This window comes from Achromobacter aegrifaciens, assembly GCF_902859735.1.
Classification (GTDB): Bacteria; Pseudomonadota; Gammaproteobacteria; order Burkholderiales; family Burkholderiaceae_B; genus Achromobacter; species Achromobacter aegrifaciens.
The window spans coordinates 971,354-989,045 of the sequence record NZ_CADIJY010000001.1; the positions used below are offsets into that span (position 1 = coordinate 971,354).

The following is a 17,692-nucleotide window of genomic DNA, read 5'->3' on the forward strand; positions in this document are numbered from 1 at the left end:
CTAAAATCCCGCATGCGCGCTGACGGCTGTCACGGATAGACAACCTCGACGCATTGCTTTTCACCGTCGCCCCGCGCGACCACCGCAGCTCACCTTCGAAGCACAAATGAAAAATACGCTGATGGCCACGCACCTGCGCCTGGTCGGCATGGCCGCGCTCTGGGGCGCGTCGTGGTCCTGGGGCAAGGTCGTCGCCCAGGCCATGGCTCCATTGGCCGCGGCCAGCCTGCGGTTCCTGTTCGCCAGCGTGGTGCTGGTTCTGTGGATGCATCGCGCCTCGGCGCTGCGCGGCCTGAAGTCCCTGACGCGCAACCAATGGCTTGGCCTGGCCGCCGCCGCGTTGGCGGGCGTCTTTGGCTACTCCAGCTTCTTCATGTTGAGCCTGCAGCTGGTGCCGGCCGGCAAGGCCGCGATCGTGGTGACGCTGAATCCAGGCGCGACGCTGTTGCTGGCGGCGATCCTGTTCCGCGAACATCTCAATCCAGCCATCCTGGCCGGCATGGTTCTTTCGGCCATCGGTGCGTATATCGCCATCGGCGGCGGGGTTTCACAAGCAGCCGCCGGCTCCGGCGTAGGCATCGGCGAACTGCTGCTGCTCGGTTGCGTGGCCTGCTGGGTGGCCTACACCCTGATCGGCCGGCTGGTGCTCAAAGGCGTGGACGCCCTGACCACCACCACGGTGACCACCGTGATTGGCGCGCTGATGCTGCTGCTCACCAGTCTGATCGTGGAAGGCGTTCCCGCCTGGCAGAAGCTGGGGCAGGCGCCGGCCAGCGCCTGGGGCAGCCTGCTGGCTTTGGCGTTCGGGGCGACCGCGATCGCCTACGCCTGGTACTTCGAAGGCGTGAAGGCGCTGGGCGCCGGCGCGGCGTCGGGCTACATCACGCTGGTGCCCGTCTTCGGCGTGCTGTTCTCCAGCCTTTGGCTGGGCGAAGCCACGCCCGCGAATCTGTTCATCGGCGCCGCCCTTGCGATCTCGGGCATGGCCATCATGCACGTCGGCCGGCGTCGCGCCGAGGCGCGACAGCGCCGATAGGCGGACCTTACATGCAGCCCTATACCCACGACAACATGCCGGCCCAGGAGACTTGGCTGGACTGCGCGACCGCCGACGGAGGCCGGCTGCGCGTGGTGCTGCTCGCAGCCGATCCGCAGGCGGCGGCGCCGCTGCTGGCGCGGGCCCGCTCGATCGCTCAAGCGCTGGCGACGCACCGCGACGCCGCGTTGCAATTCCTCTGGCAGGCGGGACGCGACACCGGCGACCCCGAAGATCCCCCTGTGACGTTCCTGGAACACTTCACGCCATCCGACCTGATCGTCGCGGCCGACGGGGGCTACGTGCTGCACCTGGCGCCGCGCGACGCGACCTGGTTCATGGATGGCTATTGGCCGGCCGTACGCTTCGCGGCGGATGACCGGCCTGCGGACTGGATCTGCGAATCCTGATCCGAGCCACCGTATCCAAAGCGGCCTCTTGGCGCTTGGAGGCAATGCCGCGTCAGGTTCCGCACAGGCGCATGATTACACTCTGATCGTGACACGTGCGTCATTCACGGAGAAGTCGACATGCAATTGGCTCAAACATGACTAGCAACGACGGGATTCAGGTCTCGGTCTATACCCGATGGCACCAGTTGTCGGTGCCGTTGGCCTTCGCCCTGGCGGCGGGCAGCTTCATGCTGGTGGTGTTCAACCGTGGGCCGATTGTTCTGGCGGTTGTGCTGGCGGTGCTGGGGTTGCTGGCGCCGCCGCTGGTGGCGTTCAAGGGCTTTCCCACACGCAATACCGTCAAGGTGACGTCCGAAGGGCTGGAGTTTTCGCGCCGCTCCGCCGTCGCCTTCGCCCAATTGTCCCGCTGGGGCACCGACGATTATCTCAAGCTGGTCCGTCCCGGCCTGCCGACGTTGCTGGTCAGTGCAGTGGACCGGCCCACACGTGAACGTCTGTTGCGCGAGTTTGAGCAGGCCTTGGCGGCGTGGCATACGCGCCAGCCCGCCGGTACGCAGGCGGCGCGCCGCACACATTTCTATGGTTCCACGGCAGGACGCCTGGTGGGCCTGTTGATCATCGCGCTGGGGGCGGGTGTGGCGGTCATGGCGCTGAGCTTGCGCGAACCGTCGATGTCGCTGGCTATCGTTGGCGGGCTGGGAGCGCTGTTCGGATTGACGATGCTGTTTGGCCGGCGGGGCTGAACGGTCATGGCAGCCAGGCAGGTCGAGGTGTGTGCGCAGATCGTGGAAGCGCTTGCCGCCGCAATCAAAGATATAGTGGTGCGCTTTCAAGGCTCCCGCTTTCGCGGCGAACCAGGACTTTTCTTAGCTTCAGGATGCTTGCATGACCATGACCGCCGAACAGTTTCATCAACGCATGTGGGAAATCCTGGATCCCGTGGACACCGAGCATTTCGAGGTCGTGGCCGCGCCCGCGCCCGATGCGGAGGCGATCGCCGGGCTGGAAGCCGCTGTAGGCTTCCCGCTGCCTTCGGCGTTTGCGGCCTTCTGCCAGCGTACCAACGGCCTGTGCGTGATGGCGCGCGAGGAAGTCTGGCCGCATGCGAAGGAATTCGAAGTCGGCCCCGCCTGGACTTTCTGGCGCGGCCTGGTGCTGTTGGGCATCGATGCGCCGGAGTTGCCCGAATGGGCCAGCATCTCGGCGCAGCAGCGCCAGCTTGCCGAGGCCGGTTTGCCCGGCATCCTGCCCGTGCTGAAGGTCGTGGGTGACGGCAGCCGGATCTGGGGCGTGGATCAGGCGGGGACGGTCGTGGCGATCGATGACCTGACCGATGTGGAGCCGCTGGCCGGCGACCTCACCGACCTCTACGCCGAGCAGATAGCCGATCTGCTGCAGCGCCAGCAGGATATGGCGCGGCGGCTGGCCGAACGCGCGGCGCGCAAGCAGCGCAAGCTGCCGGGTTAGCATGAGCGCAATGCTGCAAGTCACGGAAGAACCCCTGGCCGATGAGGACATCGTGCTGCTGCGCCGTGGCCGTCGCGGCAGATTCCTGACGGCCGTGTTCGCGGGGCTGATGTTCCTGCTGCTGGCGAGCAGCGCGATCATGTTCGTCGTGCTTGGCGCGTCCGATCGCAGCCTGCGCCGCGGCGCTGACGGCGTGGTGATCCTGTTGTGCACAGTGGCGATGACTTGCTTCGCGGTCTTTCTTGGACGCAGGTTGCTGCGCCTGCCGCAAGCCTGGCGCCGCTTCAATCGGGTGTTGAAGGGGCGTGTACCCAAGCAGATCGTTTCCGGACACCTGACCGGTTTTGGTCCGGCCGGGAGTCCCGGTATCTGCTACGTCTTCGGCGAACAGCGCGTGGACGTAGCTCTGCCGTTTTGGAACGAGATCGCCAGGGACACTCGAGAAGGCTTCCGGCCTGTGACGGCCGTGGCGCTGACGGACCTACCCGTGCGCCTGCACTTGCTGACGCTGGACCCCGACGCGCCACCCGTGCTGTTGCTGGCCGAGTACCCGATGAGCGCGCAGGCCTGGAATTCGGTCGAGGAAGTCAGCGATGCCGACCGCGAGGCCGTGCGCAAGGAAGAATTGAGCCTGCGCAAGTTCTTCTACGTGCTCGCCCTGGCCCCGCTGGTCGGCAGCCTGTTCCTGGGGCCCTTGATCCTGCTGGCCGCATTCTTCGTTCTCACGGGATTCGTGCTGGGCATGCGCAGCCCCAGGCTGAAGCGGGCCCGCTACAAGCACGGGGTACGCGGCCTGATCGAGGAAGTCGTGACCTATCGCGTGCGCGCGTCCAACTCGAACATTTCCACGCTGGTTCACAACTATCGCATCGGGGGCGTGATGTACCGGGTCGAGCATTTAGGGCAAGCTGCCGCGCCGGGCCAGCGCGTTGCCTTCGAGTATCTCGACGGAACGGGCATCATGGGGCCGAGCGCCTTGTTCTTTCGGATTGAAGACGAGCCGGTCATGACGCTATGAGCGCGGCGCGCTGCCCGCCGCATTGAACCCTGCCGGGATCTCTGCGGGCGGCGCGGGCCGAGCCGGCGACTTCATGCCTGTGCGCAACACGCTTGAGTGCTTGCGTTGTCGCCAGGCGCGTGGCGGCCATGCCCGGCCTCGGCCGGCGCCATGCCCGCAACCGTGCAGTTCCGTCCTCGTCGCTTCGCCTCGTAAAGCAGGTCGTCTGCCCGTTTCAACGCGCTGGCGAAAGGTTCTCCTGCCTGCACGACGGTCACTCCCATGCTTGCGGTGAAACAGGAATCTGGAACCTGTGGCGTCCAGCGCTGCGCCACGAAACTGGCACGGATCTCTTCGGCGATTGCGGTGGCGTTTTCCAGGCTTGCCGTGGGCAGCAGCAACAGGAATTCTTCTCCTCCCAGCCGGGCCGCATGGATGCGGGTGTCCGTTAGCGGCCTGAGCAGGGCGCCGAATCGGGCAAGCACCATGTCGCCAAACGCGTGGCCGAAGACATCGTTGATGCGCTTGAAGTTGTCGATGTCGGCCATGATCAGCGCGGTCGGCGTCGCCGCATCCGAGAATGCGCGCCCGGAGGCAAGCAGACTATCGAGTCCTTGGCGGTTCAGCAGGCCCGTCAAGGCGTCGGTATGGGCGTGGCGACGGTACTTCTCTATGGCGTCGTAGCTCGTCGCGATGAAGACCGCGAAGGTCAGGACTATGCTTCCGAGCAGTCCGGTGTATTGGATCAGGATGCCCCAGACCGACGTTCTCCATTCGCCCGTTGAGAGCGGCGGAATCGGGGCGGCAATGTACAGGATGCACTGGCCCGTCAACACGAGGGAGATGAAGAGGAACGCGGCGGTGAGCACCCTGTCCGACGTGGTCACGGCATGCCTGGCGAAGGACAGCGTGGCCCGCCAGGTCACGAGCGCGCAACAGGCTTGCACGAAGAACGTTTCCAGCTTCGCACTGGCAAACAGCACTACCGAGACAACTACCATCGCCGTCGAGGCAAGCAGGACCGCAGCATCGAAGTAGGGGGGAACCTGGCTGCGCCTGCGGCTCTGGAGGGCGCGACAGGCGAGGATGACGCCGCCCAGAATGAAAGCGTCCTCGACAACCTGTTTATATGGGGAAAGTGCGCTGGCCTGCACCAGCATGATGGCGTAGCCTGCGCCCAGGCTGGCCAGGGCGCAGCCCCACCGGAGCGTATTGAAGCCGATGAAGCGTGCAGCGCAGAGTCCGATGGCGCACATCAGGATCGCTGCAGGCACGGACCATTCAAGAAGGGTTGCGGGCATGGACAGGCGAATGCGTGGAACGGTACACAGTCGAGCGCATGCTCGACCGACACAATTTGTATGGAAAAAGATTACAGTGTGTTGCAATGTATCGCCAGGACTCAACAGTCAAGGATTGTCAAGCGATGCGGCCAGCTTCGCCGGGAAGGGAAAGCCGGTATCTGCCGGACGTTGAACAGCTGGCGAGAGACGCGGCGGCTGTCAGCTGGCCGACAGGCGGGCGCGAGGGGCGCCAGCTACACTTCCGGCATCCCGCGCCAATGTCCGCCGGACCGGTCCCGTGCCCTGTGGCAAGGCGGCGGACAGGCGGCCGGTCTCCCATTCTCCCGCCATGTCGCAACCCGATTCGTTCAATCTGAAGCAGATCGCCGTGCCGGCGTTCGGCCCGTCGCTACTCTATGGCATCAGCAACGGCGCCATTCTTCCCGTGATCGCGCTCACCGCGCGCGATCAAGGAGCGTCGATAGCCACCGCCGGCCTGATAGCCGCCCTCATCGGGGTTGGCTCGCTGCTTTCCAATATTCCGTCCGCGCTGATCACCCATCGCTTCGGCGAGAAGCGCGCCATGGCTGGCGCGGCGGTGTTGAGCGTGGTCGGCCTGCTGATCGTGATTGGCGTGCCCAACCTCTGGGTGCTGGCGTTGGCCATGCTGATGCAAGGGTGCGCGCAGTCGGTGTTTCAGCTGGCGCGCCAGAGCTACATGATCGAGGTCGTGCCGCTGGCGTACAGGGCGCGCGCCCTGTCCACGCTCGGCGGTACGACGCGGATCGGTACTTTCTTCGGCCCGTTCGCGGGTGCGGCCCTGATTCATTTCGTGGGGCTGGATGGCGCCTATTGGATTGCCATTTGCGCCATGCTCGGCGCAGGACTCATCGCCATCAAGGCGCCTGACATCGAGCCTTCGGCGGGCGCGAGCGCGGGCGCGCCGCGCGCACGCATGGGCGAGGTTGCGCGCGACCATCGCGGCGTGTACGCCACGCTCGGCGTGGGCGTGATGCTGATCAGCGCGCTGCGCGCGTCGCGCCAGGTGGTGATTCCCCTGTGGGCAGACCACCTGGGCCTCGACGCCGCCACCACTTCGCTCATCTACGGGCTGGTCGCCGCAGTCGATATGTCGGTGTTCTATCCGGCGGGCAAAGTGATGGACCAGCGCGGCCGCTTGTGGGTGGCATTGCCTTGCACGCTGCTGATGGGGCTGAGCCTGATGGCGATCCCGCTTACCGACGGGGTGGCGAGCTTCATCCTGGTGTCGGCGCTGCTGGGCTTCGGCAACGGCATCGGATCGGGCATCGTCATGACTCTGGGCGCTGACGCCGCCCCTGCGGGCGCGCGCACGCAGTTCCTTGGCATCTGGCGTTTCATGGCCGACCTTGGCTCAAGCGGCGGACCCGTGGCGCTGTCGGTGCTGACCGCCCTGGTGTCGCTCGGCGGCGCATCGTTCGGTGTTGGCACGCTGGGGCTGGTGGCGGCCGGCGTGTTCTGGCGCTGGCTGCCGCGCCGCGCGCAGGCTTGAGGGCCTTGCTCCTGGGCTCGCACGGGTCATGGGAGCCGCGCGCGTCTCCGTAGGGAAACGGAAGATACGGTGTCGGATTGAGCTTTCGCGCCGCAATTTGTAGTCTGGCATCATATTTTTTGCGGAATGGCCGCCCCGGAGGCGCTGATGCCGACTCTCTCCTATGCAATCCTCGAAGCCCCTTCCACGCTAGGCTTGGCGACCGACGGTGTGGAATGCCTGCCTGATCAGCTCCTGGCCTACGGCCTTGCTGAGCGCATCCATGCACGCCGCGCCGGGCGACTTGCCGTGCCTCCCAAGAATCCGACGCCGGATCCCGAGACCGGCACCCTGAACGCCAAGGCCATTGCGGCGTGGTCGCCCAAGCTTGCCGACGCGGTGGGCGCGCTGCTTGATGCGGGCGAGTTTCCGGTGCTGCTAGGCGGCGATTGCACAATCCTGCTGGGTTCCATGCTCGCGTTGCGCAGGCGCGGCCGTTACGGTCTGCTCTTCATCGACGGCAACGCGGACTTTTTCCAACCGGAGGCGGAACCCAACGGCGAAGGCGCTTCGATGGATCTTGCCTTCGTCACCGGCCATGGTCCGCCGTTATTGGCCGACATCGAAGGGCGCGGGCCGTTGGTCCGCCCTCAAGACGCCGTTGCGCTCGCGTATCGCGATCATGAGGACCAGGAAGAGTACGGCAGCCAGCCGCTCCCTGAAGCGCTCAAGACGCTTGATCTCCCCGCAGTACGTTCGATGGGCATCGAGGCTGCTGCGCGGCAGGCAGTCGATCATCTGACGCGAGCAGAGCTGGATGGTTTCTTTATCCACCTCGACGCAGACTGTCTTGACGACGCCATCATGCCGGCCGTCGATTTCCGCGTGCCTGGCGGCTTGTCGTGGGAAGAGCTGACGGCCGCGCTGCGGATTGCCCTGTCGAGCGGCAAGGCCGTCGGCCTTGAGATCACTATCTACAATCCGCGTCTTGATGAAGATGGCAGGGCCGGGCGTGGCCTGGCCGATTTGCTGGCCGCAGCCCTCGGAACGGCTGCGTCATCGGTGTAATCGTGGTGTCCGGCGGCACGCAGTCGCATCGAGTTTGCGTGCGGCTGCGGAATGCCTTTGATCAGCGCACCGCGAACCAGTCTCCCTCCAGGCTGCCGTTCATGCCGCAGAACGGCGGACCGAAGCCGTCTTTCTCGACCCCGGCGGGCGGCGTTTCTCGCACCACCAGCACAGCGCCGCGGCGCGTCAGGTCCAGCGTCCACGGCGGCCCGTCCTGATAGGTGACGATGATGCTGTCGCCTACGGCGACAGCCTTGCCGCTCAGATCGCAGACCCAGCGGCCGTTGTAGGGCTGGGCCGAATTGGCGGCCACGAGCAGTTGGCCGTCGGCGCCGCGGGTGATTTCAATTTCACCTTCGACGTTCTTCCACTTGCCGACAAAGCCGGCAGGCGGCTGCGGATCGATGGACTTCAGAAAATTCAGGCGGTAGCGCATGCTGGTGCCGATCTCCTTGACCGGCGTGCTGCCCGAAAAGGGCTCGGCATAGATATTGTCCCGCACGCCCAGGAAATAACGTTGGTCGGCGGTCAGTGATTTGACTGCCTCGGCGTCGAGCTTGCCGCGTACCGCCTTGTACTGCTGCGCGATGGCCGCGTCCTGGTCGGCCAGCGCCGGGTGGGCGCAAATGGCTTTTTCGACCGGAGTCGCGGCCTTGGCGCAGTTGAAAGAGGGGGCTGCCACGGCGCTGCCTGCCACGGCCAACGATGCTGCAAGGACCAGATGACGGATCATCTTGTGTAGCTCTCCAGGGTTATATAAGCGTTCGATGGGCCTGTCGGCGCCGAGAGGACTGCGCAGTTTACCGGCGGGGACTGTGCTTGGGGACGCCGGGATGGCCTTGTCGCTTCTGCCAAGCGCGCCCGCGCTGGCGACTTCCAAACCGAGGCCGCAGAATTTTGCGTTGGGATGTCAATCAAAAAAATATAAGCCTTTGATTCTTATTGAATTGCGTGCCAATTCGAGCGGATTCTGGCTGCGGACTCCTGATTTCTTGGCGAACGGTGCTTTCTTAAATATATAATTCATCTGATAAGCATTCGCATTTAGATATTGGAACGATGAATTGTGGCCAAGAAAACTCAGTTGACTATCTCGCTGTGCGTCCAGTGCTTTAGCCCGGCAGTCGCGCTGTCCTTGATTCTTCCCGCCAGCGCCGCCGCCCAGAACGCGGCGCAAACCACGACGCTGCAGCCCGTCACCGTGACCGCGGGTTCGGTCTCGGAGGAAGACTTGCCCGCGCCCTATGCCGGCGGGCAGGTGGCGCAGGGCGCGCGCCTGGGCCTGATGGGCAATCAGGACGTGATGGACACGCCATTCAACGTCACCAGCTATACCTCCGAGCTGATCCAGAACCAGCAGGCGCGCACGTTGGCGGACGTGATGGCCAACGATCCTTCCGTGCGGTTCACGACGTCGAGCGGACACGCCTACGAGAATTTCCGCATCCGCGGCTTCGACGTCAACCAGAACGACGTGGCGATCAACGGCATGTATGGCCTGGCGCCCATGGGGCGCACGCCGCTGGAGTTCGTCGAGCGGGTGGAGGTGCTGAAAGGCCCGAACGCCTTGTTCAGCGGGATGGCGCCCAGCGGCGCGGTGGGCGGCACGATCAACCTGGTTCCCAAGCGGGCGGAAGACACGCCCAATGCCACCTTCGGCGTGAACTGGCAGGCCGACGGCCAGCTGGGCACGACCATCGATGCCGGCCGCCGTTTCGGCTCGGCCAATGAATGGGGCGCGCGCGTCAACGGTTCCTTCAGCGACGGCGCCACCACGCTGGACGGCCAATCCAGAAAACGCGAGTTCCTGTCCGCCGGCCTGGACTATCGCGGCAGCGCCCTGAGCGCGTCGATAGACGCCTACCATAGCCAGGAGTCGTTTTCGGGCGGCACGCCGGCCATGTTCTGGTTCGGCGGTTCGGTCGTGCCCGAAGCGCCCGATCCTCGCATCAACCAGTTCAGCACCGGCTATGGCAGCATCCAGAGCAACGCCGTCATGGCGCGGGCTGAATACCGCTTCAATGACAGCGTATCGGCCTTTGCCGGTGTGGGCAGGCGCGACAGCCATCAATCGGGCCTGATCAATGGCACCCACGCGCGGCAGATCGACGCCAATGGCAATTTCACCGGCTCCATCATCGGCCAGCGCGCCTACACGGATGCCACCTCGGCCGAGGGCGGGCTGCGCACGCGGTTCAACACGGGCAGCGTACGGCACGAGCTGGTGCTCCAGGCTTCCTTGCTGAAGCTGGAGGACGGGTCGGCCACCGGGCCGGCATCGACTTTCAAGTCGAATATCTACGACCCGATCACGCCGGTCATGCCTGCGGTGCCGGGCAGCGCGCCCAAGACGGCGGAGAACACGCTGTCCAGCCTGGCGCTGGTGGATACCATGTCCTTCTTCGACGACAAGCTGCTCCTGACCGGCGGCCTGCGCAACCAGCGCGTGAAGACGACGAACTTCGACAAGACCGGCAAGACGACGGCCCGCTATGACGAGGACGCCGTGACACCGGCTGTCGCCATCGTCGTCAAACCTTGGGGACCGGACGTCTCGCTGTATGCCAACTACGTGCAGGGCCTGAGCAAGGGCGATAGCGTCACGGACACCAGCGCCAGCAACTATGGCCAGGTGTTCGCGCCCTACAAGACCAAGCAGCAGGAGCTGGGCGTCAAGTGGAATGCCGGCACTTTCACCAATACCCTGGCATTCTTCCAGATAGACAAACCCATGCTGGTGACGGAGGGCTCTACGGCCAAGCCCACGTATGCGGACGGCGGCGAGAAGCGTGTCCGCGGCGTGGAGTGGAATACCTTCGGCGAGTTGGCTGCGGGCGTGCGCGTGCTGGGCGGCGTCACTTACACGCAAGGCACGCAGGTCAAGACCTCGTATGGCCGCTATGACGGCAATACCGCGGTGGGCGCGCCGCGCTGGCAGGCCAATGCCGGGCTGGAATGGGACACGCCGTGGGTGCCCGGCGTGACGCTGAGCGCGCGCGTGCAGGCGACTTCGAGCCAGTACGCGGATGCGGCCAACAAACTGCAGATCCCGGGCTGGGGCCAACTGGACCTGGGCGCCCGCTACGCCACGCAGATCAACGGCCGGGACGTCGTGTACCGGCTGAATGTCAACAACGTGTTCGACAAGCACTATTACGCCGGCAGTTTCAGCGACACGACGCCTATCGTGACGCTGGGGCCGGCGCGCACCGTAACCGCATCCGCCAGCATCAGTTTCTGAATGCGGGACGTTTTGCCGGTCCCTGTTCCGGACAGTCGATTCGGAGCAGGGATTGGCAGGCAGGTCTCGGGCAATTCATCCTGGGGTGACCATGGAAGTCCTGATTCTTTCCAGCCTGGCGAGCCTGTTCCTGGGCAGCTTCTGTATCTATCGCGCTTCGCCCAACCAGCGATGGGGCGCCACGTCCTGGCCGGTCCTGCCCGCCCGCGTCGCTGGCATTCTGCTGCTCGCGCTGGGCGGCTGGGGTTGCCTGCGCGCATTCTCTGCCGTCGCGGCCGTGTTCGTTTTCTGCACCGCCTTGATGTTGTTCTTCAGCCTCATGCCGTACCTGGGCGTACTGGCGGGCCTGCGCGGTAGCGATACGCATGAAGCCCGCTAAGCCCGCGCCGATCCGGCGCGACTGGATATCGAAGAGCCTGGCGGGCGCATTGCTCGGCTTCGCGCTGGCCATGGGCGCCAGCGCAACGCTGGCCGCATTGACTGCCGGCATTCCGTTGGCGACGCGTTCGCAGCTGGCCATGTGGCTGGTGCCGCCCGTCTGGCTCGGCGTCGCGAGTACCGTCTACTTTTTCGCCAGCGGCCTGCGCGCGTGGATCTGGCTGGGCGGAGCCTGCGTGCTGCTCTATGGCGGACTGCTTGTCGTCAAGGCGATCTGAAGGGAGTCCGCGATCATGAGAGCCGACTACATACGCGTCTACAAATCCGTCCATACCTGGACGGGCATCCTGACCGGCATGGCGCTGTTCATCGCCTTCTACGCCGGTGCGCTGACCGTATTCAAAGAGCCGCTGACCCGTTGGGCTACGCCGCCCGCAGCCGTCGCGCCCGTGCCGCTGGAAGACGCGCCCGACCTTATCGCCAGAACCCTGCAAGCGCGGCCGGATGTGGCCAAGGGGTTCAGCATCCATCTGCAAGACGCCGAGCACGTGCCGGCCCGTATGTCCTGGGAAGTCCGTGACGGGCAGGCCGACGATCACGATGAATCGTCGATCCGCCACCATGTCGCCTATCTGGATGCGCGCGGCGAGCTGCGGTTGGAGGAGGCCGCGCCCAGCGGGCTGATGCCGTTCATCGATGTGCTTCACCGCGTGGTGGGCCTGCCTGTCGACAGCGATCCCAACCGCTGGTTCATGGGCATCGTCGCATCGCTCTATGCAATTGCCCTGGTGTCGGGAGTGATCGTGCTGCTGCCGTCGCTGGTCAAGGACTTTTTCGCGTTGCGGGTCGGGAAGAACCTGAAGCGCATGTGGCTGGATGCGCATAACGTGGTGGGCATTGTTTCGCTGCCATTTCACATCGTCATGGCGCTGAGTTCCGTCGTGTTCGCGTTCCACGACGGAATCTACGATCTGCAGGACAAGCTCATGTACGAAGGCAAGCTGGAATCCGTCTTCCAGCGGTCCGGCGGCGGCGCGCCGGCTGGAGAGGTCCGGAATCCTGCAGACATGCTGACGCCGGCGGAACTGCTGGCCCAGGCGCGCGCCCTCGCCCCGGGCTTCGAGCCTTATGGGTTGCAGTATCAACAGGTCGCCAGCCCGCGCGCCATCGTACGCGTCTGGGGCAAGGACGACAGTGCGGTATCGCCGCGGGCGCGAGGCGGCTTCGTGGCGCTCGATCCCTACAGCGGGAAGGTGCTCAACCGCGACTATCTGCCGGGCGGACAGGACGCGCCCAACCTCTGGGTCAGCAGTTTCTTCGCGCTGCACATGGCTTCCTTCGGCGGCGCGGCAGTGCAGTGGCTTTATTTCCTGCTTGGACTGGCGGGCGCATGGCTGTTCTATAGCGGCAACCTGCTGTGGATAGAAACCCGCCGCAAGCGCGCCAACCGGCAGACGGGCGAGATTCCCGTGCAGCGCTTGGACACGCGGCTGATGGCGTCGGCGACAGTGGGCGTCTGCCTGGGATGCGTGTGTGGCATTTCGTTGATGATGGTCGCGTCCAAAGGGTTGAGCGGGCACGTCGGCGATCTGAATGCCTGGCTGCGGGCGCTGTACTACATGGCGTTCTTCGCCAGCCTGGCCTGGGCCTTCCTGCGCGGAGGCGCGGCGGCAGGGGTGCATCTGCTATGGGTCGCGGCAGCATTGACGCTGGCGATACCTGCGGCCTCGCTCGTGGGCGGGCTGTTTCCTGCCTCCGGGCTTTGGGCGCACACGTCGGCCGCGGCGCTGGCAGTGGACGCGACGGCCCTGGCGGCAGGGCTGGGATTTGCCTGGATGGCAAAGGCCAGCGCGCGCAGGATCGGACGGGGCGACGCGGACAGCGTATGGGCGCCCAGAAGGCTCGCCGCGCGCGAGGGATAGCGGACCGCCGCGAACGGGCCGTGAACAAACGAATGGATGAACATGCGTAGAAAGAACAGATTGGAATGGCGGGATTGGATGTCGTCGGCTGCGCTGGCGGTGTCGATGATAGGCGTGGCGCCGGGCATGGCCGCGGCGCAGTCCAGGCAGGGCGCCGTCACACCCGAGGCCCATGTGGACGAACGAATTTCGCTACAGAAGGGAGAGTTCCTCGCGGGCACCTGGGCCGCCGAATCCGGCGTGACCCTGGATCTTCTGGACAGCGCCGGGCAGCACGTACGCCGGCTGAGCGACGGCGAAAAGCCGGCCGGAGCCCTGATGCTGGTGGCGCCGGAAGATGGCCTCTACACCGTTCGCGCGCAGGGCCAGGGCCTGTTCCGCTGGGCCGTGACGGAACGCCTGCCCCTTGCGGAACAACGTGCGCCCGCGGCGGCGTTCGACAGCCCGCGCCTGACCGCGCTGGCGGCGACGCTGGCCGCGGGCGGCACGACGGATGCCTTTTGGGATGAGGTGGCGCAGCAAGGCACGCCGCTGGTCGAGGCCGTGGACGCCGGGCATGACCGCGTCACATTCCTGTGGCGCGGCGCCGAACGCAATGTGCGCCTGTTCGGCGGGCCGTCGTCGGACCATGCTCAGTTGGCGCGGCTGGGCAACTCCGATGTCTGGCATGCCAGCTTCGTCGTCCCCAGGTCCACGCGCCTGTCATATCGCCTGGCGCCCGATGTGCCCGAGCTTCCGGGCTCCGGCATGGCGCGGCGCCGCGCGATCCTGGCCACGGCGCAGGCCGATCCGCACAATCCCAAGGCATACCCGGCGCGCGGCGTCGACGCGTACCAGACCTATTCCATGCTGGAACTGGCGGACGCGCCGCAGCAGCCCTGGGTCGAGCCCCGCGCGGGCGTGCGGCAGGGAACGGTGGAGACCATGGAGCTGCGCAGCGATCTCATGCGCAACACGCGCAAGATCCACCTGTACCGTCCTGCTGGCTGGCAGTCTGGCGCAGCGGACAATCACGTGCTGGTGCTGTTCGACGCCGGCGCCTATCTGGGCCGCGTGCCCACGCCCACCATTCTGGACAACATGATCGCCGCAGGCGTCATTCCTCCGACGGCGGCGCTGCTCATCGACAACCCTACGGCGGAATCCCGCAGCCAGGAATTGCCGCCCAACCCGGACTTTGCGGACTTCCTGGCGAAAGAGCTGATGCCGTGGGCGCGCAAGCAAGGCATCAGCGCGCCTGCCGCGCGCACCGTCATCGGCGGTTCCAGCTACGGCGGATTGGCATCGGCCTATGCGGCGTTGCGCCACCCCGAAGTGTTCGGCAACGTGCTCAGCCAATCAGGTTCCTATTGGTGGTCGCCGGCGGGCGAGGAGGACCAGTGGCTGACGCGGCAATTCGTCGCGGTGCGCAAGCTGCCGGTGCGCTTCTTCCTTGGCGCCGGCCTGTTCGAGTCCGGACGCGGCGGCCAGCCGGGCATCCTGGAGACCAACCGGCATCTGCGGGATGTGCTGCGTGCCAAGGGCTATCTGGTGACGCACCGCGAGGTGGCGGGCGGACATGATTACCTGGTCTGGCGCGGGACCTTGTCGGATGGCCTGCTGGATCTGATCGGCACTGGCAAGCAGGGGGGCGGATAAGCCCGGCTTGAAAGCTGGCAGGCCTGCTCAGGAGGCGTCTTCGGACGCCTCGCCGTGCTCATCCCACCAGTCGCCCAGCGCATCCAGCAGCGGCACCAGCGTCTTTCCCGATGGCGTGAGCGCGTACTCCACGCGCCGCGGATAGCCATCGAAATCAGTGCGCTGGACGATCCCGGCCAACTCCAGCTTGCGCAGCTCCAGCGTCAGCATCCGATGCGAGATGGTCGGATTGTCGCGGCGCAGATCGCTGAAACGCTTGGTGTCTTCCTTGAGGTAATAGACCAGCAGCGTCGGCCATCTGCCGCTCAGTATCTGCATGACTTCCTCGATGGGGCAACGCGAAACCAGGTCTTTCATGGGCGGGTCATGGTGACAAAAATGTGCGTAATTTACTTAGCCTAGCAGATCCGTAGAATTCAATCCGCTGCGCAGCGTGACCCTCATCTACGGAGAAAGAAATCTTGGAACCCATTCTTGTTTATGGCTTTCCGCTGGGAAGTTCCATGGGGCTCGTCGCTGCGCTGGAGTGGCTGGGCAAACCCTATCGCCTGTGCCGCGTGGACATGCTGAGCGAAATGCGTCTGCCCTCCTATGCGCGGATCAACGCGCGCCACGAGACGCCTGCATTCGTCAGCGAACAGGGCGCGGTTTTCACGGAAACCATGGCGATTGCGCGCTGGATCGAAAACCGTGATGACGAGCGCAGGATCAGCTTTGACCCGCTGTCGCCGGAATCCGACCGCATGCACCAGTTCATGGCTTTTCTGAACACTGGTTTCACCGCCGCCTTCACCCCGCATTGGGTCGCCCTGGAAATGGATCCGCCTGATCCGGCCTTGCAGAAAACGCTGCGGGAGTGGGGGGCGCAACGCGTCATAGAACGCCATGACAAGCTCGAAGCGATGCTGGGCGAGACTCCGTTCCTGATGGGCGATCGTCCGACTCTGGCGGACGCCGTGCTGGTGGGCGTTGCGCGCTGGCTGGATTTCCATGAGGTCGCTGCCCAGTCCCGCTGGCCCAGGCTGGCGGCGCTGCGGCAGCGGCTGGAAAGCGACCCGGCGGTCAAATATGCGATCTCGTTGGAAGAGGGAGCAAGCCCCGGTTATCCGGGACTGTGCCAGGGCCATGTGCCGCTGGAAACGCTGATCGCGACGTATGGAAAGTAGACGGCCGGCCGCATCCGGCGCACGGGCGGCAATGCCCCGCCGCTGCCCGTGCGCCGTCCTCGGGTCTTTGCCCCAGTAAGACCAAAGTCCCATGCGCGGCCCGCGGACGGTAGCTATCCTGCGGGCTTGCTGCCAAGGGCAGAGCACAGGAAGGGGTGGCTCATGAGTCTGATTCTGGGTAGGACAATACTGGACAAGGTGGAGACAAATCGGGTGCGGAGCAAGCCGGAGACGCTGGGGCAGTTCTTTTCCAAACCCGCCCCGCCGGTAGGTTGGCGCATAGGCAAGCTGAGGCCAGGCCAGTCTCTCTTGCTCTGGTCGTACAACCTCCAGGGCTTGATGGTCTGGATGGATAGTGCCGGTCCCGGCAGCCTGGGGTCCGTTCCGGGCACAGAGCGTTACGTTTCGACCTTTTTCGAGTACCGGCGCGCGCCCGAGAACGCGACCCTGCATGGCGCGAAGAACGTGGCGAAAGTCTGCTATGCCGCCAGCGTCGGGCTGCTTGTGGCCGAATGCCGCCAGTTGGTGCACCGTGGGGAGTTTCTGCCGGCCAGCCACTTGAGAGCTCTGCGCGAGGCACGACCTGCGAGGGACATGGGCATGGCGCGCTCCTGCCTGCTCGTGACGAAGCGGGAACCTGTTGCCAATGCCGCAGCCGCCACTCCAGAGGCCAATGAATTCGTTTCCACCACGGGCAACCCGAAGGAAATTGTCGAGAAAATCCAGTGGATGTCAGCACAGCCCTCGGGAAATTTTCTGGCAAGGACGCGCTCCCCCGCGAAGCCGGGCTGACGCGGGTCGGGCCCGCAGTTTCAAGGTTGCGCCTAAGTCATTTCTCATCCAAAAGCAGGATGGAAATTTCTGATAATTTCAAAATACTACGACTAAAGTCCGATGTAGCCCCCGAAGGCCGGCGCTATTGTTCGCACCAGCAATGCGCAGCGCTCGCTGTGCGGTACGAGTGGTTTCTTCGGAGAGGGTCATGTCCAATAGCTTGCAGAAATGGGTGGGCCGCAACCGCCCGCCGCGGGTTCAGATCACGTATGACGTTGAAACCGGCGACGCGATCGAGAAGCGTGAATTGCCGATGGTGGTGGGCGTGCTGGCGGATCTTTCGGGTCAGCCGGCCACGCCGCTGCCCAAGCTGAAAGAGCGCCGCTTCGTCGAGATCGACCGCGACAATTTCGACGAAATCCTGGGCAAGATCCGCCCGCGCCTGGACCTGTCCGTGCCCGACACCGCCAAGGGCGAAGGCAATCTGCGCATTGAGCTGAACTTCGAGAAGTTCGCCGACTTCCATCCCGAATCCCTGGTCGAGCAGGTGCCGCGGCTGTCCAAGCTGCTGGAAGCGCGGCATCAACTGCGCGACCTGCTGGCCAAGCTGGACGGCAATGACGAGCTGGACTCCATCCTTGAGCGCATCGTGCGCAGCACCGAGGAGCTCAAGGTCGTCAAGAGCGAAGCGCAGGCTGGCGGGACGGCCGGCGATGTGGCCGAACCGGCCGCAACGGCGCCGTCGGCCTAACGCGGACAGCAACGTCAGCGCGCGCGGGGCAGGCCTTGCGCCGAAGCC

18 protein-coding genes are annotated in these 17,692 nt (G+C 65.0%); 15 read left to right on the forward strand and 3 right to left on the reverse strand.

Annotation, left to right across the window (positions count from 1 at the left end; all coding sequences use genetic code 11):
* Positions 1 to 106: 106 nt before the first annotated feature.
* The 5 genes from HV766_RS04385 to HV766_RS04405 all read left to right on the forward strand — a co-directional run bounded on the left by HV766_RS04385 (position 107) and on the right by HV766_RS04405 (position 3,934).
* Positions 107 to 1,036 carry a DMT family transporter gene (locus HV766_RS04385; RefSeq protein ID WP_054451900.1) on the forward strand — a complete coding sequence of 310 codons (930 nt, stop codon included), beginning with the start codon at positions 107 to 109 and terminating at the stop codon, positions 1,034 to 1,036.
* Positions 1,037 to 1,047: 11 nt separating this feature from the next.
* Positions 1,048 to 1,446 (forward strand): hypothetical protein, encoded by a 399-nt coding sequence (locus HV766_RS04390; protein ID WP_175180630.1) that lies wholly within the window; start codon positions 1,048 to 1,050, stop codon positions 1,444 to 1,446.
* Between the two features lie 137 nt (positions 1,447 to 1,583).
* Positions 1,584 to 2,192, forward strand: coding sequence for a hypothetical protein (locus HV766_RS04395; RefSeq protein ID WP_175180631.1), 609 nt, complete (start codon positions 1,584 to 1,586; stop codon positions 2,190 to 2,192).
* A 142-nt stretch (positions 2,193 to 2,334) separates the two neighbouring features.
* On the forward strand, positions 2,335 to 2,916 hold the full coding sequence (locus HV766_RS04400) for an SMI1/KNR4 family protein (RefSeq protein WP_119452014.1): 582 nt from the start codon (positions 2,335 to 2,337) through the stop codon (positions 2,914 to 2,916).
* Positions 2,917 to 2,926: 10 nt separating this feature from the next.
* On the forward strand, positions 2,927 to 3,934 hold the full coding sequence (locus tag HV766_RS04405; protein ID WP_254593271.1) for a hypothetical protein: 1,008 nt from the start codon (positions 2,927 to 2,929) through the stop codon (positions 3,932 to 3,934).
* 71 nt (positions 3,935 to 4,005) lie between these two features.
* Here HV766_RS04405 and HV766_RS04410 read toward each other — a convergent pair whose 3' ends face one another.
* Positions 4,006 to 5,214, reverse strand: a complete 1,209-nt coding sequence (locus HV766_RS04410; protein WP_125472457.1) for a GGDEF domain-containing protein — start codon at positions 5,212 to 5,214, stop codon at positions 4,006 to 4,008.
* 331 nt (positions 5,215 to 5,545) lie between these two features.
* Here HV766_RS04410 and HV766_RS04415 point away from each other — a divergent pair, with 331 nt between their 5' ends.
* Positions 5,546 to 6,727, forward strand: coding sequence for an MFS transporter (locus tag HV766_RS04415; protein WP_175180633.1), 1,182 nt, complete (start codon positions 5,546 to 5,548; stop codon positions 6,725 to 6,727).
* Between the two features lie 147 nt (positions 6,728 to 6,874).
* A complete protein-coding gene (locus tag HV766_RS04420; protein WP_175180634.1) occupies positions 6,875 to 7,774 on the forward strand; it encodes an arginase family protein in 900 nt (299 codons plus the stop codon).
* Between the two features lie 61 nt (positions 7,775 to 7,835).
* Here the strand turns inward: HV766_RS04420 and HV766_RS04425 are convergent, their stop codons facing one another.
* Complete coding sequence (locus HV766_RS04425; RefSeq protein WP_175160400.1) at positions 7,836 to 8,507, reverse strand: lysozyme inhibitor LprI family protein; 672 nt, start codon at positions 8,505 to 8,507, stop codon at positions 7,836 to 7,838.
* 333 nt (positions 8,508 to 8,840) lie between these two features.
* On the opposite strand from HV766_RS04425, the gene HV766_RS04430 reads away from it, so the two are divergent.
* From HV766_RS04430 to fes, 5 genes are all read left to right on the forward strand, one after another.
* Positions 8,841 to 11,015, forward strand: a complete 2,175-nt coding sequence (locus HV766_RS04430) for a TonB-dependent receptor (RefSeq protein WP_175180635.1) — start codon at positions 8,841 to 8,843, stop codon at positions 11,013 to 11,015.
* A 91-nt stretch (positions 11,016 to 11,106) separates the two neighbouring features.
* Complete coding sequence (locus HV766_RS04435; protein WP_175180636.1) at positions 11,107 to 11,394, forward strand: hypothetical protein; 288 nt, start codon at positions 11,107 to 11,109, stop codon at positions 11,392 to 11,394.
* Positions 11,381 to 11,671 carry a hypothetical protein gene (locus HV766_RS04440; RefSeq protein WP_175180637.1) on the forward strand — a complete coding sequence of 97 codons (291 nt, stop codon included), beginning with the start codon at positions 11,381 to 11,383 and terminating at the stop codon, positions 11,669 to 11,671. The genes HV766_RS04435 and HV766_RS04440 overlap by 14 nt, the downstream gene beginning before the upstream one ends.
* A 15-nt stretch (positions 11,672 to 11,686) precedes the next feature.
* Positions 11,687 to 13,315, forward strand: coding sequence for a PepSY-associated TM helix domain-containing protein (locus HV766_RS04445; protein ID WP_175180638.1), 1,629 nt, complete (start codon positions 11,687 to 11,689; stop codon positions 13,313 to 13,315).
* A 42-nt stretch (positions 13,316 to 13,357) separates the two neighbouring features.
* A complete protein-coding gene (gene fes / locus HV766_RS04450) occupies positions 13,358 to 14,953 on the forward strand; it encodes an enterochelin esterase (protein ID WP_254593272.1) in 1,596 nt (531 codons plus the stop codon).
* A gap of 27 nt (positions 14,954 to 14,980) precedes the next feature.
* Here fes and HV766_RS04455 read toward each other — a convergent pair whose 3' ends face one another.
* Positions 14,981 to 15,310, reverse strand: a complete 330-nt coding sequence (locus HV766_RS04455; protein WP_175180639.1) for a winged helix-turn-helix transcriptional regulator — start codon at positions 15,308 to 15,310, stop codon at positions 14,981 to 14,983.
* Between the two features lie 104 nt (positions 15,311 to 15,414).
* Between HV766_RS04455 and HV766_RS04460 the strand changes: the two genes are divergently transcribed.
* From HV766_RS04460 to tssB, 3 genes are all read left to right on the forward strand, one after another.
* On the forward strand, positions 15,415 to 16,119 hold the full coding sequence (locus tag HV766_RS04460; RefSeq protein ID WP_054451886.1) for a glutathione S-transferase family protein: 705 nt from the start codon (positions 15,415 to 15,417) through the stop codon (positions 16,117 to 16,119).
* Positions 16,120 to 16,281: 162 nt separating this feature from the next.
* A complete protein-coding gene (locus HV766_RS04465; protein WP_119451862.1) occupies positions 16,282 to 16,911 on the forward strand; it encodes a hypothetical protein in 630 nt (209 codons plus the stop codon).
* A 190-nt stretch (positions 16,912 to 17,101) separates the two neighbouring features.
* Positions 17,102 to 17,644, forward strand: coding sequence for a type VI secretion system contractile sheath small subunit (gene tssB / locus HV766_RS04470; protein ID WP_175180640.1), 543 nt, complete (start codon positions 17,102 to 17,104; stop codon positions 17,642 to 17,644).
* The last annotated feature ends 48 nt before the right edge of the window (positions 17,645 to 17,692 follow it).